The following is a 25014-nucleotide window of genomic DNA, read 5'->3' as shown; positions in this document are numbered from 1 at the left end:
AGATTACACACAAGAAGCTTAACAATGGCTGAAAGAGTGAGCAGGGATATGTAACAAAAACAAGGGCTTCAAGATGAACTGGATAAAACCGGAGCAGAGCAAGCCCTGTTCCGGTTTGTCAGGCTTTGGAATTTCTTCCAGGCCCCTGCAGCTAGTCACAACAAACACATTAATGTTTTCATTGCTTCAATTCAATATTATTGTGTGAAAGGGATTCCATCGAAATCGGCTTATGCATGCTTAAAACTAAACTGCCCCGGCTGCAGTCATTTGGTTGCTGTGGGCTCTGTACTGTGTCTAATAGTGAAAGAATCTTACGTTATAACGAAGGAAATTGCTGAATGACTCTACGATTGCAGACGGAATCACCCGCTGACCAGGATATGTTTAGAGGCAGCAGTCATGAAAAAGTTGCAGAGAATGTGGCTCAGATCATCAGGACACCTGATGTCAATATTATTGGTCTGGAAGGTGAGCTGGGTTCAGGTAAGTCAACAATATTGAAGTTCCTGCAGAAAAAGCTTAAAGATGATTTTACGTTCATTAACTTTGATGCAGAACGTTACCATCATGGCTCAACTAAAAAAGCGCTTATCGATGTCATCCACCACGGGGTCAGCCTACAATGTCCGGGCTCCCGGGATGTGTTGGATAAGTATAAAAATCTGGCTCTGGGTAACATCGTTGAATACGACAAGAGGGTCAGCAGCAGGCTAAGCTGGTTGACCGTCGTTTTTATTTTACTGTCATTGCTTTCCGTGCAGATGCTTCGTTATGTGCTAACAGACCTTAATCAATATTTTACTAACAAGGAGTCATTATTAGGGTGGCTTTTTTATGTTGAGGTGGCCGCGTTTCTTTCTCCTGCCATTATGGTCGCAGGACTGGCATGCCTGCAGAACATGGAATGGTACAGAAAGAAAGGGTATTCGAGTATTGGTGATTTGTTCAAACGCAACAGTACTGACAGGATTGAAGAGACTTGGCTAGTTAATAAGGAGGTCGGAGCTATTGAGCTGGCTGAAGCTCTGCAGGGATTTACCTCCAAAGAGGTCATTTCCCATGGAGATCGCTTCATCCTTATCATTGATAATCTGGACCGAATCAGTGCAGACAAAGTGAAAGAGCTCTGGAGTGATATGGAGCTTATTGCCGGAGCCACTCATGAACACTTCAGGATAGTGGTGCCCTATTCGGCAAGACAGGTTTCAGCCTCACTTTCTGTGGCGGGTTTCAGCGGGCGTGAGTTTATTGCAAAGCGGATTCCTGTAAGTTTTCAGGTTCCTCCTCTTATTTCGGCAGGATGGCAGGAAGCGTTAAGGCAGTACTGGAAAGAAACAGTAAATGAGGATGCAGGGATAGCGTGCCGGGAAGCAACGGTGTTGCTTGAGCGCTGGAAACCCTCTGAGTATCCTCGTATCACACCGCGATTAATGAAGAAGTTTGTTAATGATATTCATATTCTGAACCTTACCGTTCCTGCAACAGAAGATCATCGCCATATTCTTATTGCTCTCTACTTACTGGTGGTCAGATACGGGGAGCGAGATATTAAAGTATTACTTCGCGATCCCAAAGCTAGTCAGACCGAACCCGGTATTGCTCCGGATGATTTTGACGAGATGCTCTCGCTAACTTATCAACAAATATCCCGAATTTTTAATAACGATACAGAAAGATGGAGCGAATTTCTGATGAGCATCCACTATCAGTCCACGGTGGAGCTTGCCAGGAGCGAGTTGCTTGATACGCCTCTTAAAGACGCGATTGGTGCTATAAATATCCCACGGCTTGAAGAACTGACGGCCTTGTGGGGTTTCGCTGAAGCATGGCAGCGAGTGGCACCACATATTCAGATGCGAGACTGGCTGGTTTCTTATAGCCGGATGGATGAGAAGTGTCAGGCTCTCGCCGAACCGCAACTCAAAGTCGCAGTGCAAATGCTGAATCAGAGTTATGCTGTTTCACTCAGAGAAAAGAATGATGAAGGTTTCGTATTGAGTCTGCAGAAACTGATGGCTGACGGGCGGATAAGCCTAGAGCCTTTCGTCGAAAGGCAAATATCGTTTATTGTGAGTAAACTTGATGAAATTCAGGATTCAGAAAAATTGGAGGCTGAATCCACGCAGACGTTGCTGCAGGAAGCTGATTCATACTCTGTTCTGGCCGGTGAATCACTACTGAATAAAATGGAGAATTTTGTAGATGGCGTATTTTATGTGGAATACCTTGTCAATAATGAAGAGACCTTGTCAAACCTGAAAATTGGCACACTAGATATCGGAAATCACGGTCGGGAGGAGATGTTACGCTATGGAGCTGAGCAACCTCAGATAGACCTTTTTAATCCGGGAATTATCCGGCATATCAATATTGCATCGAAGGCGGTACAGAACGTAATTGGAAAGAATGATGGTACAGGTGGGGCTCAGGTTAGCTCTGCAATAATGACGCTTAAAAATCGTCAGGTTGTTGAGGACGTTATCCATTTCAGAAAAATTGTTCTGAGCCCGGACTGGAATAATAATGTTTTAAATCAATATTATCTTAATAATACGGCGACGAGGAATCTCTTCCCTGCGGAATTTGCTGCACAGGCTGTTGCTCACATGGTGCTCCATGGTAACTATGCCGGTATCGAGTCGTACAGTGAACATATTGGTGAGGAACGGTTTGACCTGGCTTTGGCTGCATATCTTCGTTATCTACGTACTGCCGAGAGTATCTTTATAGCACTTAAGGATAAAAATGTTCTGCCGTACATCAAAAATGCTGTTGGCAGGATTGTTGATTTAGGTCTTCTGGTGAATATACCTGTCCTGAGCTTTGTTAAAGGTCAGTATGACGTCATCAAAGAAGCTACAAATGCAACCTCTCTTTTAATATTTGTGCGAGAGCGTCAAAAAGCACTGTCAGAGAAAATAATTGAGTCTGATGTGAATGCTATGGGTCCAGTATTTCTCCATGACGTATATCAGTCAGGTGAGCAGTTTGATATTTTGAAGAAAAAGCTGAACGCCCTGGCATGTGGAGTATTTAGTTCTTCTGAAAGGCTTATTGAGTGTTTTACGGTTCTTCCTGTGAACATGCGCTTTATCCTTGAACAAATGCAACTTCAGGGGCAGCATATCCGGATGGAAGGTAGTGTGGGTATCTTTGCATCATGGTTCCGTGATGCAGAGCCAGACGTTGTCACAAATGCCGAGAACATTCATTTTCTGTGGTCTTGCCTCGACGATACCCAGAGAGAGACTGTACTTGATGAGTTGCACGATGTCTTACTTGAAAGACATATTCGTATTGACAGCCGTATTGCGATTATTACCCGTTTTCATAATGAGTTGTCGTTTATTGAACCTGAGAAGGCCGTTGAACGCAGGGCTATTGCGGCGCTGTTTAGCGCTTCTGTTGATAATGTATTATTGTCTCAATGGCTTGACCGTCAGACGTTTTCATTTTCATCATGGTCTCCGGAGGACGCCCGTACGGCAACGAGTTGTATAATGAATAACTCGGAGATTTTTCCTCTCATCTGCAGGAATTCACAGTATATTAAAAACAGAATGTTACCAGAGAAAGCGGACGTTACAGAAGATAGTGATACGTTTCCGGACTGAGTTCGTTCTTTAAATCCTATACCTGAAGACCACAGCGGTGGTCTTTGGGAGTTTTTTTATTGCCTGATATACATTAAGCATGTTATATCTTGCTAAGAAATAATCATTCAGGGATTAATCATAACTACTGAAGTTATGTTGTGTTCTTTTCTTTTAAAAATAAATTATTCAGATTTATTTTCTATTGATTTAATGAGGTAGGGAATGACAGAAAGTGCTTTGCTTTTGCGAGAGGCATTTAATGAATCGGTTAACTATATGACATGGTCTTTTTATTCACTGATAACTGCTTACGTTTCGATGGCTTTTTATGATAGAGTTGAGGTTAAGACCCGAATAAATAATTATCTGAATAAGTTACTTTTCGTGATTGCTATGTCCGTTTTTATCCCAAATATGTACTTTGTTTCAATGGTGTTCAGTCAGAAGTTAGGCACCGCAGCTGGCGTTGCGTCATTCATTATTGGGCTACTTTTCATGATGTTAAACTCGGCGCCTGTAATTACTGGTATCGTACAGCAGCGCAAAGATTGAGTTTTATGAGTATAGTCAGTTGGGTTTTCATCTGTTTTATCAGACTTAGAAAAATGAAATCTTTCAATTCATTGATTTTAAACGCAAAAAAATTTCTAAATGATCAGAATTATAGGGTGCTCGCTCTGCTCTATTACCGAGCACGAAGGCCGTATTATTCAGAGCCGCTCTGAAGATTCGATCATCAATGAGATCGAAGCGATTCGCGACACGGTGCCAGGCTTTACCGGTGTGATCTCCGACCTTGGCGGTCCAACCGCGAACATGTATATGCTGCGCTGTAAGTCGCCGCGCGCGGAGCAAACCTGCCGTCGTCTCTCCTGCGTCTATCCGAGCATCTGCGAGCATATGGATACCAACCACGAGCCGACGATCAATCTCTATCGTCGTGCCCGCGACCTGAAGGGCATCAAGAAGATCCTGATTGCCTCGGGGGTGCGTTACGACATCGCCGTGGAAGATCCGCGCTACATCAAAGAGCTGGCGACCCACCATGTGGGCGGCTACCTGAAGATTGCACCGGAGCACACCGAAGAAGGTCCGCTGTCGAAGATGATGAAGCCGGGTATGGGCAGCTATGACCGCTTTAAAGAGCTGTTCGACACGTATTCAAAGCAGGCGGGCAAAGAGCAGTACCTGATCCCGTACTTCATCTCCGCGCACCCCGGCACGCGTGATGAGGATATGGTGAACCTGGCACTGTGGCTGAAGCAGCGTCGCTTCCGTCTGGATCAGGTGCAGAACTTCTACCCGTCACCGCTCGCCAACTCGACGACCATGTATTACACCGGCAAGAACCCGCTGAGTAAGATTGGCTACAAGAGTGAAGAGGTGGTGGTGCCAAAAGGGGATAAACAGCGTCGTCTGCATAAAGCGCTGCTGCGTTATCATGACCCGAAAAACTGGCCGCTGATCCGCCAGGCGCTGGAAGAGATGGGTAAAAAACACCTGATCGGTTCACGCCGCGACTGTCTGGTACCCGCTCCGACGCTGGATGAGATGCGCGAAGCGCGTCGCCAGAACCGCAATACGCGCCCGGCGCTGACCAAGCACACGCCGATTGTGCATCAGCGTTCGAACGGTAATTCGAATGCGAAGAAGCCCGTGAAGCGCAAAGCGTAAATAAAAAACCCCGGCAAGCCGGGGTTTTTTATGTAGACACGTAGGCCGGGTAAGGCGAAGCCGCCACCCGGCTTTTTTTAACCGCCAAACTGATCCGGGTCCGGCCCTAAGCGTTTGCCCTTCTCCAGCTTCGCAATCTCACCCAGCTCATCTTTGTCCAGGCGGAAATCCCAGACGTCGAAGTTCTCGGCAATACGTGATGGCGTGACTGATTTCGGAATGACGACCAGGCCGTTGTCCAGATGCCAGCGAATGACGATCTGTGCGGGCGTTTTGCCGTATTTATCCGCCAGGTCGCGGATGATTTTCTGATCGAAGACCCCCTCGCCACCCTGCGCCAGCGGGCTCCAGGATTCGGTCTGGATCTTGTGGGTCGCATTCCAGGCGTGAAGCTGGCGCTGTTGCATCAGCGGGTGCAGCTCGATCTGGTTAATCACCGGTGCGATGCCTGTCTCATCAATCAGGCGCTGCAGGTGATGAACCTGGAAGTTACAGACGCCGATGCTTTTCACCAGCCCCTCTTTTTGCAGTTCAATCATCCCTTTCCAGGCATCAACATAATGGTCGATGGCGGGAACCGGCCAGTGCATCAGATACAGATCGACGAAATCGAGCTGAAGTTTCTCCAGACTCTCCTGCAGGGCTTCGCGAGGGCGTTTTTGATCGTCATTCCACAGTTTCGTGGTAATGAATAATTCATCGCGGGGGACGCCGGCGCTGGCCAGTGCAGTGCCTACGCCGTCCTCGTTTTTGTAGGCGGCGGCGGTATCAATTGACCGATAGCCGACTTCCAGGGCTTTATGAATGGCGGAGACGACCTCGTCGTTACCGGCTTTCCATACACCTAGCCCCAACTGGGGCATCACGTTGCCATCCTGCAGCTTGATTACGGTTTGGTTTGCCATTTTTCCTCCTTCAGGTGCGCATCGCCGGAGGGGGGCTCCGGCGATGGGGTGTGCATTAAGTCTGGACGAAATGTCAAAAAACGAAAGTCGGGAGGACAAAAACGCTTAGCGTGCCGCTTCGTAGATACGGCGGCTGACGTCCAGCGTAATGTCACCGTGCTCGCCCAGTTGAGTCATGCCGTGCGCGTCGAGTTTCTCCAGCAGAGCAGGGATAGAACTGCCATCCAGGCCGTAGCCAGACAGGCGCGTTGGTACGCCCAGGCTTTCGAAGAAGTTGCGTGTCGCTTCGATGGCCGCGTCAATACGCGCATCGTCAGAACCCTCGGTGATGTTCCACACGCGCTCTGCGTACTGCAGCAGTTTGGCGCGTTTGGTATCCCGTTTTTCGTTCCACAGCGCAGGCAGAACCACCGCCAGCGTCTGAGCGTGATCGAGACCGTGCATCGCCGTCAGTTCGTGACCCAGCATGTGGGTCGCCCAGTCCTGCGGCACACCTGCGCCGATCAGACCGTTCAGCGCCTGCGTTGCCGCCCACATGACGTTGGCTCGAACGTCATAGTTTTCTGGCTCTTTCAGCGCTTTCGGACCTTCTTCAACCAGCGTCAGCAGAATGCCTTCCGCGAAACGATCCTGAATTTTGGCATTCACCGGGTAGGTCACGTACTGCTCAACGGTGTGAACAAAGGCATCAACCACACCGTTCGCTACCTGACGTGCAGGCAGGGTATAGGTGTAAACCGGGTCGAGGATAGCGAAGACAGGCTGCACGTGCTCGTTCATAAAGGCCTGTTTGTCACCGGTGGTTTTACGGGAGATCACTGCGCCTTTGTTGGATTCGGAACCGGTGGCTGGCAGGGTCAGCACGGAGCCCATCGGGATTGCGCTTTTAATGTCGCTGCCGCGGGTTTCCAGGATGTGCCACGGGTCAACGCCGTCAGCGTAGTGCGCTGCCGCCGCGATGAACTTCGTGCCATCCAGAACGGAACCGCCACCGACCGCCAGCAGGAAAGTAATGTTTTCTTCACGGGCGATTTTTACCGCATTCATCAGCGTTTCGTAAGACGGGTTTGGCTCGATGCCGCCGAACTCACGCACGTCCAGACCGTCCAGGGCGCTGTAAACCTGATCCAGCACGCCGGTTTTTTTCACGCTGCCGCCACCGTAGGTGATCAGGACACGCGCATCAGCGGGGATCTGCGCACGCAGGTCAGCGATTGCGTCTTTGCCAAACAGAATGCGGGTTGGGGTATGGAGATTAAAATTGTTCATTGCTCGTTCCCTTTAGTGGGTGAAAAACCGTGGCGGCACTGATGCCTGCCTGATGCTGCACATTGTGGCGGTCCGGGGCTATGCTCTCAATGCACATTCCTGCCAATGTCTTGCCCATTTCTACAGAGCGCTGGAGAAACGTCGGGAAAGTGCGCAAACTGTGAAAGTCGGAAAACGTACCCGGAGTAACGAAAAATGAACCGTGAAGCGATCTGCCATCAGCTTACTGCGCAGATTAAGAGACTGATAGATAATGAAAATAGTGTCAGCGATCAGTTGCCTGATATTCGTCTGCTCTATGGCACGCAGCCCGGGACGCGCACGCCAGTGATGTACCAGCCGGGCATCGTTTTTCTCTTTTCGGGCCATAAAATTGGTTATATCAATGACCGCGTGTTCCGCTACGACACCAATGAATATCTGCTCCTGACAGTACCTTTACCCTTTGAATGTGAAACTTTCGCGACAGAGGAGGTCCCGCTGGCGGGTATTCGCGTTAATGTCGATATCCTTCAGTTGCAGGAACTGCTGATGGAGATAGGCGAAGATGAACTCTTCCAGCCGTCGATGGCTTCAAGCGGGATTAACTCGGCCACGCTGTCTGAAGAGATCCTGTGCGCCATCGAGCGTCTGCTGGACGTCATGGAGCGGCCGCTGGACGCGCGTATCCTGGGCAAGCAGATCATTCGCGAAATTCTCTATCATGTGCTGCTGGGCCCCGGCGGGGGAGCGTTGCTGGCGCTGGTGAGCCGACAGACCCACTTCAGTCTGATAAGCCGCGTGCTCAAGCGTATTGAGAGCCAGTACACGGAAAACCTCAGCGTCGATCAGCTCGCCGCGGAAGCGAACATGAGTGTCTCGGCGTTTCACCATAACTTTAAATCGGTGACCAGCACCTCGCCGCTGCAATACCTCAAGACCTACCGGCTGCATAAGGCGCGGATGCTGATGATCCACGACGGCATGAAGGCCAGCGCGGCGGCAATGCGGGTGGGCTATGAGAGTGCGTCGCAGTTTAGTCGGGAGTTTAAGCGCTATTTCGGCGTCACGCCGGGAGAAGATGCGTCGCGTATACGAACGATGCAGGGCGCCTGACGAGAAACGTAGGCCGGGTAAGGCGTAGCCGCCACCCGGCTTTTGTTTATGCGCTGCAGTACTTTTTCTTAATCACCACCGCAATGGTTCCCACCAGCCCGGCTACCAGCAGGAAAATCGGCAGCACCATCAGGAAGGTCATGACCTGATCTTCGTGGTGTTTCACAAAGGGGATCATATTCAGCGCGTAGCCTAACGTGGTCACGACCCCCACCCACAGCAGGCCGCTCAGCCAGTTGAAGAACTGAAAACGGCGGTTCGACAGGCCGGAAATACCCGCCATGGTGGGCAGCAGGGTGCGAATAAAAGCCAGAAAACGTCCGGCCAGCAGCGCCAGCAGGCCGTGTCGGTCAAACATACAGGTCGCCCGCTGATGGTATTTATGCGGTAACTGCGCCAGCCAGCCTTTCACGACGCGCGTGTTCCCCAGCCAGCGGCCCTGCAGATAGCTCAGCCAGCAGCCCAGGCTCGCGGCAGAGGTGAGGATAACCATCGTTGGCGTAAAGTCCATAACGCCTTTACCGATCAATGCCCCGGCAAGCAAAAGCAAACTGTCACCGGGTAAAAACGAGGCTGGCAGTAATCCATTTTCCAGAAACAGCGTTGCGAACATCACGAAATAGACGACGCCTATAACGTGCGGATCCGCCAGTGCGGCAAAATCATGTTGCCAGAGCGCCGCGATAATATCTTGAATAACAGCCATGGACTTTCCTGTGGAACAGCAGAGATAACGCTATTGTACTCCCAATTATACCTGCCGGGATTGATCGCAGGCGCAACTCATGCAGACTTTTCTGCTTGCAGTGTTAAGAAAAGCGTCCGGGGAGTACATTTTCAGCGAGCACTCTACACGATACGTTCAAACCCTGCTGATAAATCCGCAATTAAATCGTCCACATTTTCTAAACCGATGTGCAGGCGAATCAGGGTGCCGCTGAAGTCCACTTCGCCGCCAGGGCGCAGAGCCGCGATTTGCTCCGGCTGATTAGGCAGGATCAGGGACTCAAAACCGCCCCAGGAGTAGGCCATGCTGAAGAGGGTAAAGTGATCCAGATAGTTTGCCAGTTCGTCATTATCTAGCCGTTTTTTAAGCACAAACGAGAACAACCCGCTGCTGCCCGTAAAGTCACGTTGCCAGAATTCATGGCCTTTACTGCCCGCAAGCGCAGGATGATTAACGCGCTCAACCTGTGGATGCTGAGCCAGCCACTCTGCCACTTTCAGGCTGCTTTCATGGTGTTGACGCAGGCGAACCCCCAGCGTGCGGATACCGCGGCTGGTCATGTAGGCCGTATCTGCATCGACCATCTGGCCCATCAGGTAGGCATTTTCACGCAGCTGATCCCAGCAGCGCGCGTTAGACACTGCTGTGCCAATCATCCCGTCTGAATGGCCAATCAGGTATTTCGTCGCCGCCTGAATCGAGATATCAATGTCGAATTCCAGCGCTTTAAACAGCACGCCCGCCGCCCAGGTGTTGTCGATCATGATGATCGCCTCCGGCGCTTTGCTGCGCACGGCCTTCACGATAGCCGGTACGTCGTGCACTTCCATGGTGATTGAACCGGGAGACTCCAGGAACACGATGCGCGTGTTTGGCTGAATAAGTTCGGCAATGCCTGCGCCAATCAGCGGATCGAACCACCCGGTAGTGACGCCGAGTTTACTGAGTATTTTGGTGCAGAAGTCCTGGCTGGGTTCATAGGCGGTGTTGGTCATCAGGATATGGTCGCCCTGTTCCACAAACGCCAGAATGGTATTGGCGACCGCAGCCGCACCGCACGGGAACAGCGCGCAGCCCGCACCGCCTTCCAGCTCGCACATCGCTTCCTGCAGAGAAAAATGGGTTAGCGTGCCGCGACGGCCATAAAACAGCCCGCCTTTTGCGCGGTTACGCGTGGCGATTTTTTTCTCCTCAACGGTGTCAAACACCAGGGAGGAGGCGCGTTGAATCACGCTGTTAACCGAACCCTGCGTATATTTTTTACTGCGTCCGGCCTGTACCAGCGTGGTATCAAGATGCTTCTTAGTCATGTTCGCTAACTCTGTTTTTATACGTCTGGACGTCCAGACTACCACGATTGTGAAAAACTGCACCCGCATGCTTATCGAATAAGCAGAAAATATTAGCAAAAAACCGCATAAGAAATTTTTACTGCGTAAGCGCAAGGAAAGTGAGCGAAAATTACGGCACCATGCAAATACTAATGAGAACTACTATCAATTCGACGACGTTTTGATATTATTACGTTCAGATTTTGTGATTTGCGTCCTGGAGATACAGAGTGGGTAATAATTTGATGCAGACGGATCTCTCCGTTTGGGGCATGTATCAACATGCTGACATCGTGGTTAAGATTGTGATGATCGGCCTGATTCTGGCGTCCGTTGTCACCTGGGCTATCTTCTTCAGCAAAAGCGCCGAGCTGCTTTCGCAGAAGCGTCGCCTCAAGCGGGAACAGCAGCAGCTGGCAGAAGCCCGCTCTCTGGATCAGGCGTCTGATATGACCTCATCCTTCCACGCAAAAAGCCTGACCACCCTGTTAGTGAACGAAGCGCAGAACGAGCTGGAACTCTCCGCTGGCAGTGAAGATAACGAAGGCATTAAAGAGCGTACCGGTTTCCGTCTGGAGCGTCGCGTTGCGGCCGTTGGCCGACACATGGGACGTGGTAATGGTTATCTGGCTACCATCGGCGCAATTTCGCCGTTCGTCGGTCTTTTCGGTACGGTCTGGGGCATCATGAACAGCTTTATCGGTATCGCTCAGACCCAAACCACCAACCTGGCGGTTGTTGCGCCCGGTATCGCAGAAGCGCTGCTGGCGACGGCGATTGGTCTGGTCGCGGCGATTCCGGCAGTCGTTATCTATAACATTTTCGCGCGTATGATTGGCAGCTACAAAGCCACGCTCGGTGACGTTGCCGCTCAGGTTCTGCTGCTGCAAAGCCGCGATCTCGACCTGAATGCCAGCGCCGTGAAACCGGTGCATGCGGCGTCTAAACTGCGCGTAGGTTGATATTATGGCGATGCGTCTAAACGAAAATCTGGACGATAACGGTGAAATGCATGAGATCAACGTGACGCCGTTTATTGACGTCATGCTGGTTCTGCTGATTATCTTTATGGTCGCTGCGCCGCTGGCGACGGTGGACGTGAAGGTGAATCTGCCGGCCTCGTCCAGCCAGCCGCAGCCGCGTCCGGAAAAGCCCATCTATCTTTCGGTGAAAGCGGATAAATCGATGTTCCTGGGTAACGACCCGGTAACGGATGCTTCGGTTATTCCGGCGCTGGATCAGCTAACCGGCGGCAAGAAAGACACCACCGTCTTCTTCCGTGCGGACAAAACCGTCGACTACGAAACCATGATGAAGGTGATGGACACGCTGCATCAGGCGGGCTATCTGAAGATTGGACTGGTTGGCGAAGAGAAAGCGGCCAAAAAATAGTAAAGAAGCTGGCGAAAGCCGGCTTTTTTTATGTCTGTCGGTTTATGCGTTTTTATTATCCGTCTGCGCGGCAGAGGAGGTTGCCAGCGTGTCTTCGTCGAGCGCAACGCAGGTGACGTTTGAGGTACGGTACTCACCGGCTGACAGCTTGCGCGTCAGGCGCAGGGTGGCGACTTCTCTGGCAAGCAGATACTGATAGTTGGCCTCTAGCCGGCCCAGCAGCTTCTCTTTCAGCTCGGGTTGCTGCTCGATGAGGCTATTTATCACCGCACCGTAAATCTCTTCTTTGACCTGTAGCGGGTAAATCTCGCGGCGATTCTGCCATTTCAGCCGCACCAGCGTCGCCGGAATCGATACCAGGTCTTGCGTAATACGCGTCATCTCGATATTTTTTGTGTTTCTCAGGGCGTCGAGATTTTGCTTTAAGATAAATTCATCACTTTTTTTATCATCTAAAGTCAAATAAACGTCGTTGTCTTTAACTTCTTTCACGTTAATCTTCCCCAAGGGTATAAAAAATAGGGTTGTTTTTTTCACGCGTAATTAGATTAAGCCAAATTTCATTGCCCGCTTCATTTATTTCTTTTGTTTTTTCAGCCATTATTTGACTTAGTTTCTGGGCATCTATTTCGCCTTCAGCCTGGAGGTCATTCAGCAGGTGGACGAAGGCCTCAATTTTTATAGCGCGAAATAAGCGGTCTTTTATATGGCGATCGTGCTCCTCCAGCAACATATTACGGGATTTGCCAGTGCGGGAAACACCAATTAATATATCAGGCTCGAAATCGGAGAGCTTTCTTTTCCCCTGAGTGAAACTGGCCTTTTTTTCTTCTTCCGTCGGTTGCTGTTCCACAGGCGTAATGTGGTACTTAGCCGGGACGAGATAGTCGGGCAGCATTTTTTAATTTCCTTTATTTTCAACAGGGTGGGGTTGGTAAAGGCGTGAGATTCGTTGACAATATCATGAGGCAATTTTAAAATCAAAAAAAATGGAGCCAACCCATGAACAGCATCTTTTTTACGGTCATCACATTACTATTACTGACCGCTGGTGTGCTTTTATTGATGCAGGAGTTCAATAAAACGAAAGTGTCGAAAGACACCAGTGAACCTCCACAGCCTGAACTGATGACAAAAGAGGAAGGTGAAGACCATTTCTCTGTTTTGATGAACTCTGTTACGCCTGTCTGGTACTGGCGGGTGAATCACGAATATATCGACTTTTTACACGCGACAATTAAGCGTATGAAAATGTCCGAAATTAATGACACGCCCGGTCTGTTTGAGGCGCAGCGTCGTTGCAGCGACCTGAGTTCAGCGGTTTATAAATATTACGACAATATCAAAAAGCGCTGTCTTAACGGAGAGAAGGTCTCGTATTCAGACCTGGACGTATTAAACCTTCGCCAGTGTTTTCGTGAGTTCAGTCTGGAAGCCTACCCCGAACTTGTGGTGCTGGTCTGGCCGGAGTATGCGCGTCCGGAGGTTAATCCGGACAACGTCTAAGTCATGAACAGTTGAGTTCTTGCAAATAGCCAGCGCCGTTGAGATATACTGGGCGCTGGTTTCTTTTGCAAACAGGACTTTATGGAACGCTTCTTTGAAAATGCCATGTACGCCTCCCGCTGGATACTGGCTCCCGTCTATTTTGGCCTTTCGCTGGCACTTATCGCGCTGACGATTAAGTTTTTTCAGGAAATCCTGCATGTTCTGCCGAACATTTTTTCCATTGCTGAAGCGGACCTGATTCTGGTTCTGCTGTCGCTGGTGGATATGACCCTGGTGGGGGGATTGCTGGTGATGGTGATGTTTTCCGGCTACGAGAATTTTGTCTCCCAGCTTGATATCGACGAGCGCAAGGAGAAGCTCAACTGGCTGGGCAAAATGGATGCCTCGTCGCTGAAGAATAAAGTGGCAGCGTCGATTGTGGCGATCTCCTCTATCCACCTGTTGCGCGTGTTTATGGACGCGAAGAATGTGCCGGATAATAAACTGATGTGGTACGTGATTATCCACCTGACGTTTGTGCTGTCGGCGTTTGTGATGGGGTATCTGGATAAGATCAGTAAAAAGTAAAGTGCATATCCCTCTCCCCAGAGGGGAGAGGGCATCAATCTGCACTATTTATCCGACGACGCCTGCCACAGATTCAACTCCCCATCCGCAACATGCTGGTCAATCCGCGTGAGCTCGTCCTCTGTAAAGCGCAGGTTATCCAGCGCCCGCACGTTCTCCTCAAGCTGTTCCGGACGGCTGGCACCAATCAGCACTGACGTCACGCGCGCATCTTTCAGTAACCAGCTCAACGCCATTTGCGCCATGGTCTGGCCACGCGCCTGTGCCATCTCATTGAGCAGACGAAGACTGCTCAGGTTGGCGTCGGTCAGCATCTTCTCTGTCAGCCCGCGCACCTTATGCCCTTCTCGCTGCATGCGTGAACCTTCCGGAATGCCGTTCAGGTATTTCCCGGTCAGCAGACCCTGCGCCAGCGGGGTAAAGGCAATGCACCCCGTACCGTTTGCTTCCAGCGCATCCAGCAATCCGGTCTTATCGACCCAGCGGTTAAGCAGGTTATAGGACGGCTGGTGGATGAGCAGTGGGATCTTCCACTCGCGCAGTAACCCGGCCATTTTTTGAGTGCGCTCCGTTGAGTAGGACGAGATCCCGACGTACAGCGCTTTACCGCTCTGCACGGCGTGAGCCAGCGCTGAGGCCGTCTCTTCCATCGGCGTATTTTCATCCACGCGGTGGGAGTAGAAAATATCAACGTACTCGACCCCCATGCGTTTCAGGCTTTGATCGAGGCTGGCGAGCAGGTATTTGCGTGAACCGCCTGAACCGTACGGCCCCGGCCACATGTCGTAACCGGCTTTAGTGGAGATGATGAGCTCGTCGCGGTACGCGGCAAAGTCCTCTCGCAGCAGGCGGCCAAAGTTCTCCTCTGCGCTCCCTGCCGGTGGGCCGTAGTTGTTGGCAAGATCGAAATGGGTAATGCCGAGATCGAAGGCTTTACGTAGCAGTGCGCGCTCGGCATCGAGAGGCTGGACGTGGCCAAAGCTATGCCACAGACCCAGCGACAGCGCTGGCAGGCGCAGGCCGCTCTTTCCACAATAGCGGTACTGCATGTTCTCGTAGCGGTCAGGGGAAGGGTGCCAGGACATGATGTCTCCTTTCTTATTTAATGAATTTTCGAAACAGCGTTTTTATTCTGCGTTTATCAAATCATAAATTGTTCACAGAAGCGATGACAGGGTTTAACCCCTTCATATTGAAAGGTAATAATTAACCCTGGCTGTGTGACCTGTGAAGCCGCGCTAATTAAAAATAATCACAAAAGGTTATAATTTCCGCGCTGCCTGCCGATAAAGAGAGGAGTACTCGCCTCTGGGCGAATTCACCCTCACGGCAAGGAAATCTTATGAATATGCTACGTAATTTCACGATCCGCTTCGTCATGCTGACGATTCTCGGGATCTTTTGTTTAATGTGGGCGGGCGTTGGGCTGTACAGCACCTGGTCTTTATCACGCGTTTCAGAGGGCAATGAAGTTGATCGCCATCTGGTGAAACAGATGACGGTACTGAGCCAGGGCAACGATCAGTATTTCCGCTTCGTGACCCGCCTGAGCCGCGCAATGGAAGTCAAAGCCGCTGGCGGCACGCCCGATTTGTCCTCCGCCCAACAGGCGCTGGATAACATGGGCAAGAAACTGGCCGAGATGAAAGCGATGTCACCTGGCCCGATGGATGAGGCGATCGCATCCCGGGTGATCGGCTCCTGGCAGGCGCTGCTCGACCAGGGCGTGACGCCGCAAATGGCGCAGGCGAAGCAGGGGGCTCTGGAAGGCTACCGCCAGCAGGCCAACAACGTCACGCCACCGCTGAGCCGTGCGTTCGGTGCGGCTGCCGAGGCGTTCAACACTGCCGCCGCGAATACGCTCGACAGTACCCGCGTGGTGGTGGACGGCCTGACCAGTATGACCCGCACGGTGATTATCGTCGCCACGATTATCGGTCTGCTGATTCTGCTCTTTACCGACCGTTACCTGGTGGCGATGCTGGTAAAACCGCTGGAGCGTATCCGCCAGCAGTTCCGCCAGATTGCCCAGGGCGATCTCAGCCAGCCCATTGCGCCGTTCGGCCGCAACTGTGTGGGACAACTGGTTCCCCTGCTGAGTGCCATGCAGGACAGCCTGCGTGAAGCCGTCAGTACGATTCGCTCGGGCAGTGAAAATATCTGGCGCGGGGCGACGGAAATCTCCAGCGGCAATAACGATCTCTCTTCGCGCACCGAAGAGCAGGCTGCCGCACTGGAAGAGACGGCGGCCAGCATGGAACAGCTGACCGCCACCGTGAAACTGAACGCGGAAAGCGCGCGTCAGGCCAGCCAGCTTGCCGATGTGGGTTCAACCACTGCCAGCCGCGGCGGTTCGCTGGTGGAAGAGGTGGTTACCACCATGAGCGGTATTTCCGAAAGCTCGAAGAAAATTGCTGAAATCACCAACGTCATCAATAGTATTGCCTTCCAGACCAATATCCTGGCGCTCAACGCAGCCGTTGAAGCGGCACGCGCGGGCGAGCAGGGCCGCGGTTTCGCCGTCGTCGCGGGGGAAGTCCGTAATCTGGCAAGCCGCAGCGCCAACGCGGCCAAGGAAATTGAGGGGCTGATTGCTGATTCGGTTAATCGCGTAGAACAGGGGGCACAGCTGGTGGGCGACACGGGCACGACCATGGATGCCATCTTACGCGACGTGACGGAAGTGACGACCATTATGAAGCAAATCGCTTCCGCTTCTGAAGAGCAAAGCAAGGGCATTTCGCAGGTCGGGATTGCCATTACGCAGATGGACGGCGTCACCCAGCAAAACGCCTCGCTGGTGGAAGAGGTTTCCGCGGCAGCCGCCGCGCTGGAACGTCAGACCGAAGAGCTTCAGCGTTCGGTGCAGAAGTTCCGCCTGACGGCATAACACAACGTTACAAGGCCGCCTGATGCGGCCTTGTATTATTGTTTAACCCTGCTGTTGCAATTCGAGAAATCGGATATCCCGTTGCAGAAGCCACTTCTGCGATACGCTTAAATGAGGGGTTACCGTTTGGTGAGAGTGATTTATAAAGTGATTCGCGAGAAATGCCAGCACGTTTTGCAATAACAGTCATCCCGCCAGAGGCTTCGATCACATGCCGTAAGGCGAGCATGAACGCCTCATAGCCTCCTGGCTCGTCAATTTCAATGAAAGCCTGGTGAAGATAGACGGGCGCGAAATCCGGAGAATCTTTCAGGAGTTGTACCATTGCGTCATCATGAAGTACTGATTTAGCCATTGCGATTTCCTCTTATATTCTGCGCTTGTAGTCGTTGAGGTACTCAACGGCCCTTTCAATGTCTGCATTTTGCTTTTTTTTCGTTCCAGTCAATAGCACCAGACTTACTGCGCCATCTGCCGGATCGGAGACTTCACTAAAATAGACACGATAGCCGGGTCCCCGGTCAATTCTGAGCTCTGACACACTCTCTCTGCATGGTTTGCAATCGCCATAGTTACCCGTCGACATTCTGGCGACACGCGTGGCAATCATGGCTTTTGCTATGGGATCTTTCAAACTTCGCAGATATGCATCAAAAGGATCATATCCATCAGCTGTAATGTAGTGTTTAACGTTAGCCATTATTGTAGCCTGTAGTTTACGATAAGCAAAGCATTGTAATATTCAGGCTACGACAGGCAATTGTTTGCATCGTAATAACTGAGTGGGAAGATAATTTTCAGAAAGCGGATCGCAAAAACGAGAGATTTGGCAGGGGGGGGATTATTGAACAACGCTGTGGCCGGGCAAACGCAGCGCTGCCCGGCAATACTTATCAGTGGGTCGCTTCGCCAATCAGTGCACCCGTGCCCGCACCCACGGCCGCTCCTTTCAGCACACTCTTGCCCGTCACGGCAGCCGCTCCTGCGCCAACGACGGCACCCACGGCACCCCCCTTACGTGCGTCTTTACCTTTTTCGCCGTTTTTGAACATGGCACCTGTACCTGCGCCAACAACGGCACCGCCGACGGTGGATTTCAGATCTTTGCCTGTGGCCGCGCCAATGGCGGCGCCCGCTACCGCGCCAGCGGCGGTTTTGTCGATGGCCATTCCCGAGGTGGAAAAAAGGAGAGCGCTGATGACCAGCGTTGTTTTAATAAGTTTCATAACAGATCCTTTGTGACTGCTGTCGATTGATACGTCGTTTCTCACATCTGCGCGAGAAAAACGGCCAGATAGTGCCAGCAATTGCGGCTCAACCTTTAGGCTAATCATGCCCCTGGCAAGGATCTCATCTGCCGGGCGGTGGCCCGCCCGGCAAAGCATTACGCCTGACGCTTGTCTTCCGTGTTGGTATCGAAGTCGCTCGCTGCGTGACGTTCGTGCAGTTGCTCGTTCAGCTCGCCGCTGGTGCGGTTAACGATGCGTCCACGCTTCACGGCATGGCGGTTCGCCACGTCTTTCGCCCAACGCTGGACGTTGGTGTACTTTTCGGCATCCAGGAACTCGGCGGCGTTATAGACGCTACCCAGGGCCACGCAGCCAAACCATGGCCAGATCGCCATATCCGCGATGGTGTACTCCTCGCCCGCCACGTAACGGCCGCGCGCCAGCTGTTTATCCAGCACGTCGAACAGGCGTTTGGCTTCCATGGTAAAGCGATCGATCGCGTACTCAATTTTCACTGGCGCGTAGTTGTAGAAGTGACCAAAACCGCCGCCCAGGAATGGCGCCGCGCCCTGCAGCCAGAACAACCAGTTCAGCGTTTCGGTGCGTCCCGCCGGATCTTTCGGCAGGAAGTGACCAAACTTCTCTGCCAGATAGAGCAGGATATTGCCGGATTCAAAGACGCGCGTTGGTGGGGTCGTGGAGTGATCCCGCAGCGCCGGTATTTTCGAGTTCGGGTTCACTTCAACGAACCCGCTGGAGAACTGATCGCCCTCGCCGATGCGGATCAACCAGGCGTCATACTCCGCGCCCGTCACGCCCAGCGCCAGCAGCTCTTCAAGCATGATGGTCACTTTCTGGCCGTTAGGTGTTCCCAGCGAATAAAGTTGCAGCGGATGGGAGCCCACGGGGAGATCTTTCTCATGCGTCGCGCCCGAAATCGGGCGGTTAATATTGGCGAACGCGCCGCCGCCGTTCTTTTTCCATTCCCACACTTTCGGTGGCTGATAGGTGTTTTCGTCTGACATGTTGGCCTGCCTCTTTGGTGTTGTGTTGAGGCAGTTTAGCAGGTGGCAGGGGAACCGTTTAACGATGCGAGCGTAATGGACAGGGCAGGTGTATGATAATTCCACCTCTGTCAGGTTAATTACAACGTGCAGACGACGACAACCCTTCAAAAAATTGCCGCCTGCCTGTTTTAGGTTGGATACATGCGTAAAGGAAAGTTAAGCAGTGATGCGCCATTCGGGACGTTGTTAGGCTATGCGCCGGGTGGTGTGGCGATTTACTCCTCAAATTACGGCAGTCTGGACCCGCGAAAATACCCGGAAGATGCGGATTTTCGCAGTTATATCGGCAACGAATACATGGGCCACAAATGGCAGTGTGTTGAGTTTGCCCGCCGTTTCCTGTTCCTCAACTATGGTTTCGTGTTTACCGACGTCGGCATGGCGTGGGAGATCTTCTCCCTGCGCTTTTTGCGTCAGGTAGTGAACGATAACATTCTGCCCCTTCAGGCGTTTGCCAATGGCTCGAAGCGTGCGCCGCGCGCCGGGGCGCTGCTGATCTGGCAAAAGGGCGGAGAGTTTCATGAGACCGGCCACGTGGCGGTAATCACCCAGCTTCTGGACGACAAGGTGCGCATTGCAGAGCAGAACGTCCTGCACTCCCCGCTGCCGCTCGGGCAGCAGTGGACGCGCGAGCTGCGGCTGAGCGTGGAGAACGGATGTTACACAATCCATGACACCTTCAGCGACACGGAAATTCTCGGCTGGATGATCCAGACCGACGACACGGAACACAGCATTCCCCAGCCGGAAATCGACGGCGAACTGCTGAAAATTCGCGGTGCGCGGCTGAAAAACAAACGTCAGTTCGACGGAAAATGGCTCAACGAAAATGACGCGCTGCAGCAGGCGTATATCCGCGCGAACGGTCATGTGATCAATAAAGATCCCTGCCAGTACTTCACCATCACCGAAAGCGCCGAGCAGGAGCTGATCAAGGCCACCAACGAACTGCACCTGATGTACCTGCACGCGACGGACAAGGTGCTGAAAGACGACAATTTGCTGGCGCTTTTCGACATTCCAAAAATCCTCTGGCCGCGCCTGCGCCTCTCCTGGCAGTGGCGTCGTCACCATATGATCACCGGCCGTATGGATTTTTGCATGGATGAGCGCGGGATTAAGGTCTACGAGTACAATGCCGACTCCGCGTCCTGCCATACCGAGGGCGGGTTGATTCTCGAAGAGTGGGTGAAAAACGGTTATCGCGGCCACGGTCATAACCCGGCAGAAGGGTTGCTGGAAGAGCTGACCGGCGCGTGGAAACACAGCCACGCGCGTCCGTTCGTGCACATCATGCAGGACAACGATGTCGAAGAGGATTATCACGCGCTCTTTATTCAGCGTTCACTGCTGCAGGCCGGGTTTGAAACCAAAATTTTGCACGGGCTGGGGGCGCTGAGCTGGGATGCTACCGGGCAGTTGATTGACGACGAAGGTCGCCACGTCAACTGCGTGTGGAAAACCTGGGCGTGGGAAACGGCGATAGAGCAAATCCGCGAGGTCAGCGAAACCGAATATGCTGCCGTGCCGATTCGGACCGGACATCCCGAGGGTGAAGTGCGCCTGATCGACGTCCTGCTGCGTCCGGAAGTGCTGGTCTTTGAGCCGCTGTGGACGGTGATACCGGGTAACAAAGCCATTCTGCCGGTACTGTGGCAGCTTTTCCCGAACCACCGTTACCTGCTCGACACCGATTTTGAGGTTAACGACCTGCTGAAACAGACCGGTTATGCCGTCAAGCCGATTGCCGGACGCTGCGGCAGCAATATCGATCTCATTAGTGCCCAGGACGAACTGCTGGATAAATCCAGCGGCAAGTTTATCGATCGCAAAAACATTTACCAGCAGCTGTGGTGCCTGCCAAACGTTGACGGCAAGTACATTCAGGTCTGCACCTTTACCGTCGGCGGGAACTACGGCGGCACCTGTCTGCGCGGAGATGACTCGCTGGTGGTGAAGAAAGAGAGCGATATTGAACCGCTGATTGTGGTGAAGGATAAGTAACTCAGAACCGCTCGAAATAGCTCCCCGCAGACCATTCTGCGGGGACGTTTCTTCACTCTTCCTCCTCGTCCTGTTGACTGATCTTTAGATCAATAATACGGCCAATCCGATCGTGATAGACCGTCAGCAGGTTGTACTGGCTCATCTCGGAGATGATCTGTGGTGAGACATTAAAGCTGCGGGCCAGCTCCTCCTGGTGAAAATAGCCCGGCTGACGACGCCTCACATGCGTGCGGCGGCGGTTGTACTGATACCACAAAATCAGCAGCCATCCGTTAAGCGCGGCGAACAGCAAATAGATCAACACCGTATTAAAGGAGGCAATAATGACGCTCCACCGGTGTTCACTCTCTTCGGTTAACTGCATCCACAGCCTGGCATACAGGAAAAACAGAAATCCTCCCCACGCCACCAGAGTTAACGCGGCATCGAAAAGACGGGGTAACAGCCGATGTTCAGTCAAAATTAAGGTATTTTCGTTCATTGAATGCTTCCTTTTCCCCGGTCCGGACTGATCCAGCGCGCGCGGGCACGCTGACGTTTAAGCATGACTTTCGGAAACGCGACGAGGGTAGTGAACAGGCCAATCATCCAGTACACCATCGGGAACCAAATCACCCAGAAAAGCGAGCTTGCCACCTTCCGCTCGTATCGCCGCTCGATGAACAAACTGACCAGGAACTGCAGCAGACACATGACGCCCAACAGCAGACCGGTGAACGCGGGTGGGAACAGGGTCTCAACGGTCAGCCTGGCGGGAATCGGCGCGACCTGGCTGATAATGAACAGCAGTACCGTCATCGCGTAAGCGAACGCCCACAGCGTGGACAGCGCGTACTCCAGAAACAGGGGCCACATGCGATGATGTTCCCAGCGCACAACCTTGCGAAGGTTGACCAGAAAAACCTCCGCGCCGCCCTGAGCCCAGCGCAGGCGCTGTTTCCACAGGCCTTTGAGCGTCTCCGGCATCAGTATCCAGCACAGCGCCCGCGGCTCGAAAAAGATATCCCAGTGGCGTAGCTGAAGCTTCCAGCTTATGTCGATGTCTTCCGTGATCATATCCGGGCTCCAGTACCCGACGTCCGCCAGCGCCTGGCGGCGAAAGGCGGCGATGACGCCGGACACGGTAAAGACCCGGCCATAGATCCGCTGCGTGCGTTTGATAAGGCCAATAATGGACGAGAACTCGCCCACCTGAATGCGCCCAATCAGCGAGGATCGCGTGCGTATGCGCGGATTGCCGGTGACCGCGCCGACGTGAGGATACTGAATCAGCGGGGCTACCAGATAAACCGCAGTGTCGCGGTCGAGCAGGGCGTCGCCATCAATGCAGACCAGCAGATCGCCCCGGGCTGCCGCGGCACCCGCTTTTAGCGCGACGGCTTTTCCCTGGTTCTCCGCGAGGTTAATTACCCGCAGGCGCGGCTGCTCCTGCGCCAGCTGCTGCAGCACGTCCGCCGTGTTATCAGAAGAGCCATCGTTAATGGCGATAACCTCTATATTCTTATACCGCTGATCCAGCGCGGCGCTGATGGTCTCTCTGGCGTTCCTTTCCTCATTGAAACAGGGGATCAGAATGGAAATAAGCGGCTCGCCAGCGAGCGAGGGTGGTGGGGTCTCTTTATCCCACGACCAGTGGCGTTCAAGCTGAAACCAGAAATAGAGTCCGCCGGTGACCCAGAGCACGGACATGAACAGCGGCCAGAAGAACACAAAATCCAGAATCAGTTCGCCGGTAAAAAGGGCGGCCACGCCTAAAGGCAACCCGAATACCAGACACAAAATAGAAAAAGCGATGATGCGATCAGTCATTGTCAGGGTACCAGTAGGAAGAAAATTCAGGCCTGATGCGGGAGATATCAGGCTGGTTGTTGATGAAATCGTCGGGGTAGTAGCCGTAGTTTTTGACGCCGTTCAGCTGGAGAACGCGCATCCACTGGACAAGCTGTTTATCGGAAACGGCACGCTGCGTTTTTTGCTCCCAGTCTCTGGCCTGCAGTTCGAAAATGGTTTTATCGAGCGCGCCGGGCCGTGCGGCGACCACGTTAACCAGACGCGTCAGCCAGGCGTCGCTTTCGTTCGCCGGAACGGACTCCATCAGCGGCATGGCCATCGGCACCGTCCAGTCATAGGTCGCCAGAAAATCATCAAAATTCTGTGCAAACCAGGCTTCGCTTTCAGGCTCAAGGATGGGTAAGACGAACATATTGCGTGCGGTTTTGATCTGCGGTCCCCGGATGTGCTTCACCGCCTGGCCCAGCGCACGGGTAAAGCCCATCAGCAGACGGCTTTTCTGACGCGTTGTGTCCTGAGCGGCGTCTTGTCCGGCATCGTCAACGTCCGTCAGCACCGCATCGTCATGGAACAAAATCCCATTGAAGGTGCTATAGCGGGCCAGATCTTCATAGATGTCCGTCACCTGCTGGCGAACCTGCGGGTTCCACGGGGAGAGCCGGATATAAGGTTCAGTGGCCTCGTGCAGCTGGCCCGTTTGACGATCCCGACGCTGCACGCGCGGCAGGGAGGGATCGAGATCGAACGAGAGCACCGGCATCCACGCGAAGACTTTCACCCCCGCACGGGTCTGGAGCTGCCAGGAGACAAAATTGAACAGATCGGCGCGAACCGGAAGCCGACGGTTGGGGAAATAGAGCGCTTTGATCCGGCCATCGCCCTGCGGGTCGGCAAACGCCTGCAGGAAAACATGGCTGATTTTCATGTCGTAGACTCGCTGAATCAGCCTGTTGATGTTTTGGGTTTGCTGGGCCGGATCGGGATCGTAAACGTAGTCGAGGTCGACGTGCATGACGCGAACGGGATCGTGTTCCTGGATCTGGCTGACCGTACTGGCAAAGGTTTTTAGCGAAGGATTGCCGGCGATCAGCAGACGGGGAATGTTGCCAGGGTCATTTACATCCCCCAGACCGTCTTCCAGCGTAAAGGCCAGCTGGTAACCCTGTTGTCTGGCAATGGCGAGCGACGTACCGTTGGCGGCACCGTAAGGCCAGACCCAGGCGCGCGGTGCTTTGCCCGTCACCTGCGTGATTTTCTCGGTCACTTTACGCACGTCGTCGCCGATCCGCTGGCTGAACTGCCGATCGGTTTCATAGCGGCCCGTCGCCTTATCGTAAAAGCGATTGGCGATGGCAGGCTCGCGGCTTCCCTGAGGGTTAGCCACGATACCGTAATGGGAGGCCCAGGTATGTGAGCCGATCTCAATCAGCGGAGACTGGCTGAGCTCGCGCACCATGTCCCACGTTGCGAAGCGATCGCGGGGCGTCATCAGACCACCAAAATTGACCTTTTGATTTGCTGGCGTGTCCACCCAACTGCCTACCGGTGCCCACAGGGCAGGGACGTTCCAGGCCTGAAGCAGTGGCCAGACGCGGGTATAAAAGCTGCTGTAGCCGTCGTCAAAACTGAGCAAAACGGCTTTCGGCGGCAGCGTTCTTTTTCCGTCATGGGCGTCCAGAATGTCCTGCACGCTGATGGCGTGATAGCCGTTATGCAAAAGCCAGCTTATTTGCTCGTTTAACGCGCTGGTGCGAACGGAGAGGTAGCGCTGATCGGCGGCATCATCTTCAACGTCGTGGTAGGCCAGTACCAGAAATCGATTCGTTGGCCAGGGCTTGCTTGCCTCCAGCTGGGGTCTCTCTTTGGGGGCAATAAACGGGAGTGGCTGGGCGCAAATGCTCGCGCTGAGGCAGAACCAGCCGATGAGTATCACACTCACGGAAAAACGTATGTTCAGCATAT

General features: G+C 52.9%; 23 protein-coding genes and 1 pseudogene. 10 read left to right on the top strand and 14 right to left on the bottom strand.

Features of this window, described 5'->3' with window-relative positions:
* Nucleotides 1-341 precede the first annotated feature (341 nt).
* From AAER43_RS19260 to AAER43_RS19250, 3 genes and pseudogenes are all read left to right on the top strand, one after another.
* Nucleotides 342-3617: a P-loop NTPase fold protein gene (locus AAER43_RS19260; RefSeq protein ID WP_023314849.1), complete on the top strand. Its 3276-nt coding sequence runs from the start codon at nucleotides 342-344 to the stop codon at nucleotides 3615-3617.
* A gap of 204 nt (nucleotides 3618-3821) precedes the next feature.
* Nucleotides 3822-4151 (top strand): hypothetical protein, encoded by a 330-nt coding sequence (locus tag AAER43_RS19255; protein WP_000140246.1) that lies wholly within the window; start codon nucleotides 3822-3824, stop codon nucleotides 4149-4151.
* A gap of 114 nt (nucleotides 4152-4265) precedes the next feature.
* Nucleotides 4266-5273, top strand: a pseudogene (locus AAER43_RS19250) (radical SAM protein); the annotation flags it as partial.
* A 77-nt stretch (nucleotides 5274-5350) separates the two neighbouring features.
* Here AAER43_RS19250 and dkgA read toward each other — a convergent pair.
* Complete coding sequence (gene dkgA, locus AAER43_RS19245; protein ID WP_014885238.1) at nucleotides 5351-6178, bottom strand: 2,5-didehydrogluconate reductase DkgA; 828 nt, start codon at nucleotides 6176-6178, stop codon at nucleotides 5351-5353.
* A gap of 105 nt (nucleotides 6179-6283) precedes the next feature.
* Nucleotides 6284-7447 (bottom strand): alcohol dehydrogenase, encoded by a 1164-nt coding sequence (yqhD, locus tag AAER43_RS19240; protein ID WP_023331305.1) that lies wholly within the window; start codon nucleotides 7445-7447, stop codon nucleotides 6284-6286.
* Between the two features lie 195 nt (nucleotides 7448-7642).
* Between yqhD and AAER43_RS19235 the strand changes: the two genes are divergently transcribed.
* Nucleotides 7643-8542, top strand: a complete 900-nt coding sequence (locus AAER43_RS19235; protein WP_014885236.1) for an AraC family transcriptional regulator — start codon at nucleotides 7643-7645, stop codon at nucleotides 8540-8542.
* Nucleotides 8543-8588: 46 nt separating this feature from the next.
* On the opposite strand, the gene yghB is transcribed toward AAER43_RS19235, so the two are convergent.
* Both yghB and metC read right to left on the bottom strand, forming a co-directional pair.
* Nucleotides 8589-9248, bottom strand: a complete 660-nt coding sequence (yghB, locus tag AAER43_RS19230) for a DedA family general envelope maintenance protein YghB (protein WP_014885235.1) — start codon at nucleotides 9246-9248, stop codon at nucleotides 8589-8591.
* A gap of 143 nt (nucleotides 9249-9391) precedes the next feature.
* On the bottom strand, nucleotides 9392-10579 hold the full coding sequence (metC, locus tag AAER43_RS19225) for a cystathionine beta-lyase (protein ID WP_014885234.1): 1188 nt from the start codon (nucleotides 10577-10579) through the stop codon (nucleotides 9392-9394).
* A 251-nt stretch (nucleotides 10580-10830) separates the two neighbouring features.
* Here metC and exbB point away from each other — a divergent pair, with 251 nt between their 5' ends.
* Together exbB and exbD are read left to right on the top strand one after the other, a co-directional pair.
* Complete coding sequence (gene exbB / locus AAER43_RS19220; RefSeq protein ID WP_014885233.1) at nucleotides 10831-11562, top strand: tol-pal system-associated acyl-CoA thioesterase; 732 nt, start codon at nucleotides 10831-10833, stop codon at nucleotides 11560-11562.
* Nucleotides 11563-11566: 4 nt separating this feature from the next.
* Nucleotides 11567-11992, top strand: a complete 426-nt coding sequence (gene exbD, locus AAER43_RS19215; RefSeq protein ID WP_014885232.1) for a TonB system transport protein ExbD — start codon at nucleotides 11567-11569, stop codon at nucleotides 11990-11992.
* A gap of 42 nt (nucleotides 11993-12034) precedes the next feature.
* Here exbD and AAER43_RS19210 read toward each other — a convergent pair whose 3' ends face one another.
* Complete coding sequence (locus AAER43_RS19210; protein ID WP_014885231.1) at nucleotides 12035-12484, bottom strand: hypothetical protein; 450 nt, start codon at nucleotides 12482-12484, stop codon at nucleotides 12035-12037.
* A gap of 1 nt (nucleotide 12485) precedes the next feature.
* Entirely contained in the window at nucleotides 12486-12890 is a 405-nt protein-coding gene (locus AAER43_RS19205; RefSeq protein ID WP_014885230.1) for a hypothetical protein, read from the bottom strand.
* A 104-nt stretch (nucleotides 12891-12994) separates the two neighbouring features.
* Here AAER43_RS19205 and AAER43_RS19200 point away from each other — a divergent pair, with 104 nt between their 5' ends.
* Entirely contained in the window at nucleotides 12995-13498 is a 504-nt protein-coding gene (locus tag AAER43_RS19200) for an RNA helicase (RefSeq protein WP_342702014.1), read from the top strand.
* Nucleotides 13499-13579: 81 nt separating this feature from the next.
* Entirely contained in the window at nucleotides 13580-14068 is a 489-nt protein-coding gene (locus AAER43_RS19195) for a TIGR00645 family protein (RefSeq protein ID WP_014171606.1), read from the top strand.
* Nucleotides 14069-14112: 44 nt separating this feature from the next.
* On the opposite strand, the gene AAER43_RS19190 is transcribed toward AAER43_RS19195, so the two are convergent.
* A complete protein-coding gene (locus tag AAER43_RS19190; RefSeq protein ID WP_057058030.1) occupies nucleotides 14113-15153 on the bottom strand; it encodes an aldo/keto reductase in 1041 nt (346 codons plus the stop codon).
* Between the two features lie 257 nt (nucleotides 15154-15410).
* Here AAER43_RS19190 and AAER43_RS19185 point away from each other — a divergent pair, with 257 nt between their 5' ends.
* Nucleotides 15411-16958, top strand: coding sequence for a methyl-accepting chemotaxis protein (locus tag AAER43_RS19185; RefSeq protein ID WP_057058029.1), 1548 nt, complete (start codon nucleotides 15411-15413; stop codon nucleotides 16956-16958).
* Between the two features lie 7 nt (nucleotides 16959-16965).
* On the opposite strand, the gene AAER43_RS19180 is transcribed toward AAER43_RS19185, so the two are convergent.
* The 4 genes from AAER43_RS19180 to yghU all read right to left on the bottom strand — a co-directional run bounded on the left by AAER43_RS19180 (nucleotide 16966) and on the right by yghU (nucleotide 19212).
* Nucleotides 16966-17313, bottom strand: a complete 348-nt coding sequence (locus tag AAER43_RS19180; RefSeq protein WP_050861941.1) for a DNA-binding protein — start codon at nucleotides 17311-17313, stop codon at nucleotides 16966-16968.
* Between the two features lie 12 nt (nucleotides 17314-17325).
* Nucleotides 17326-17658, bottom strand: coding sequence for a type II toxin-antitoxin system RelE/ParE family toxin (locus tag AAER43_RS19175; protein WP_014885226.1), 333 nt, complete (start codon nucleotides 17656-17658; stop codon nucleotides 17326-17328).
* Nucleotides 17659-17851: 193 nt separating this feature from the next.
* Nucleotides 17852-18184 carry a glycine zipper domain-containing protein gene (locus tag AAER43_RS19170; RefSeq protein WP_014885225.1) on the bottom strand — a complete coding sequence of 111 codons (333 nt, stop codon included), beginning with the start codon at nucleotides 18182-18184 and terminating at the stop codon, nucleotides 17852-17854.
* A gap of 158 nt (nucleotides 18185-18342) precedes the next feature.
* Nucleotides 18343-19212, bottom strand: coding sequence for a glutathione-dependent disulfide-bond oxidoreductase (gene yghU / locus AAER43_RS19165; RefSeq protein ID WP_014885224.1), 870 nt, complete (start codon nucleotides 19210-19212; stop codon nucleotides 18343-18345).
* A 183-nt stretch (nucleotides 19213-19395) separates the two neighbouring features.
* Between yghU and gss the strand changes: the two genes are divergently transcribed.
* A complete protein-coding gene (gene gss, locus AAER43_RS19160; RefSeq protein WP_050861942.1) occupies nucleotides 19396-21258 on the top strand; it encodes a bifunctional glutathionylspermidine amidase/synthase in 1863 nt (620 codons plus the stop codon).
* 52 nt (nucleotides 21259-21310) lie between these two features.
* Here the strand turns inward: gss and pgaD are convergent, their stop codons facing one another.
* Genes pgaD through pgaB form a run of 3 tightly spaced genes read right to left on the bottom strand, consistent with a single transcriptional unit; the run spans nucleotide 21311 to nucleotide 25012 of the window.
* Nucleotides 21311-21742: a poly-beta-1,6-N-acetyl-D-glucosamine biosynthesis protein PgaD gene (gene pgaD / locus AAER43_RS19155; protein WP_014885222.1), complete on the bottom strand. Its 432-nt coding sequence runs from the start codon at nucleotides 21740-21742 to the stop codon at nucleotides 21311-21313.
* Entirely contained in the window at nucleotides 21739-23070 is a 1332-nt protein-coding gene (pgaC, locus tag AAER43_RS19150) for a poly-beta-1,6-N-acetyl-D-glucosamine synthase (protein ID WP_023331300.1), read from the bottom strand. Before pgaC ends, pgaD begins: the two co-directional genes overlap by 4 nt.
* Nucleotides 23063-25012 (bottom strand): poly-beta-1,6-N-acetyl-D-glucosamine N-deacetylase PgaB, encoded by a 1950-nt coding sequence (gene pgaB, locus AAER43_RS19145; RefSeq protein ID WP_050861943.1) that lies wholly within the window; start codon nucleotides 25010-25012, stop codon nucleotides 23063-23065. The genes pgaC and pgaB overlap by 8 nt, the downstream gene beginning before the upstream one ends.
* Between the last annotated feature and the right edge of the window lie 2 nt (nucleotides 25013-25014).

The sequence above is a fragment of the Enterobacter sp. FUJ80071 genome (assembly GCF_038739915.1).
GTDB lineage: Bacteria > Pseudomonadota > Gammaproteobacteria > Enterobacterales > Enterobacteriaceae > Enterobacter > Enterobacter kobei.
The sequence above is the reverse complement of the archived record's forward strand: the minus strand, read 5'-3'. Positions and strand labels throughout refer to the sequence as shown.

Bases quoted from the DNA above. Each gene is read 5' to 3' on its own strand.
- AAER43_RS19260 (WP_023314849.1), top strand. From the start codon at position 342: ATGACTCTACGATTGCAGACGGAATCACCCGCTGACCAGGATATGTTT.
- AAER43_RS19255 (WP_000140246.1), top strand. From the start codon at position 3,822: ATGACAGAAAGTGCTTTGCTTTTGCGAGAGGCATTTAATGAATCGGTT.
- dkgA (WP_014885238.1), bottom strand. From the start codon at position 6,178: ATGGCAAACCAAACCGTAATCAAGCTGCAGGATGGCAACGTGATGCCC.
- yqhD (WP_023331305.1), bottom strand. From the start codon at position 7,447: ATGAACAATTTTAATCTCCATACCCCAACCCGCATTCTGTTTGGCAAA.
- AAER43_RS19235 (WP_014885236.1), top strand. From the start codon at position 7,643: ATGAACCGTGAAGCGATCTGCCATCAGCTTACTGCGCAGATTAAGAGA.
- yghB (WP_014885235.1), bottom strand. From the start codon at position 9,248: ATGGCTGTTATTCAAGATATTATCGCGGCGCTCTGGCAACATGATTTT.
- metC (WP_014885234.1), bottom strand. From the start codon at position 10,579: ATGACTAAGAAGCATCTTGATACCACGCTGGTACAGGCCGGACGCAGT.
- exbD (WP_014885232.1), top strand. From the start codon at position 11,567: ATGGCGATGCGTCTAAACGAAAATCTGGACGATAACGGTGAAATGCAT.
- AAER43_RS19205 (WP_014885230.1), bottom strand. From the start codon at position 12,890: ATGCTGCCCGACTATCTCGTCCCGGCTAAGTACCACATTACGCCTGTG.
- AAER43_RS19200 (WP_342702014.1), top strand. From the start codon at position 12,995: ATGAACAGCATCTTTTTTACGGTCATCACATTACTATTACTGACCGCT.
- AAER43_RS19195 (WP_014171606.1), top strand. From the start codon at position 13,580: ATGGAACGCTTCTTTGAAAATGCCATGTACGCCTCCCGCTGGATACTG.
- AAER43_RS19190 (WP_057058030.1), bottom strand. From the start codon at position 15,153: ATGTCCTGGCACCCTTCCCCTGACCGCTACGAGAACATGCAGTACCGC.
- AAER43_RS19185 (WP_057058029.1), top strand. From the start codon at position 15,411: ATGAATATGCTACGTAATTTCACGATCCGCTTCGTCATGCTGACGATT.
- AAER43_RS19180 (WP_050861941.1), bottom strand. From the start codon at position 17,313: ATGGCTAAATCAGTACTTCATGATGACGCAATGGTACAACTCCTGAAA.
- AAER43_RS19175 (WP_014885226.1), bottom strand. From the start codon at position 17,658: ATGGCTAACGTTAAACACTACATTACAGCTGATGGATATGATCCTTTT.
- AAER43_RS19170 (WP_014885225.1), bottom strand. From the start codon at position 18,184: ATGAAACTTATTAAAACAACGCTGGTCATCAGCGCTCTCCTTTTTTCC.
- yghU (WP_014885224.1), bottom strand. From the start codon at position 19,212: ATGTCAGACGAAAACACCTATCAGCCACCGAAAGTGTGGGAATGGAAA.
- gss (WP_050861942.1), top strand. From the start codon at position 19,396: ATGCGTAAAGGAAAGTTAAGCAGTGATGCGCCATTCGGGACGTTGTTA.
- pgaD (WP_014885222.1), bottom strand. From the start codon at position 21,742: ATGAACGAAAATACCTTAATTTTGACTGAACATCGGCTGTTACCCCGT.
- pgaC (WP_023331300.1), bottom strand. From the start codon at position 23,070: ATGACTGATCGCATCATCGCTTTTTCTATTTTGTGTCTGGTATTCGGG.
- pgaB (WP_050861943.1), bottom strand. From the start codon at position 25,012: ATGCTGAACATACGTTTTTCCGTGAGTGTGATACTCATCGGCTGGTTC.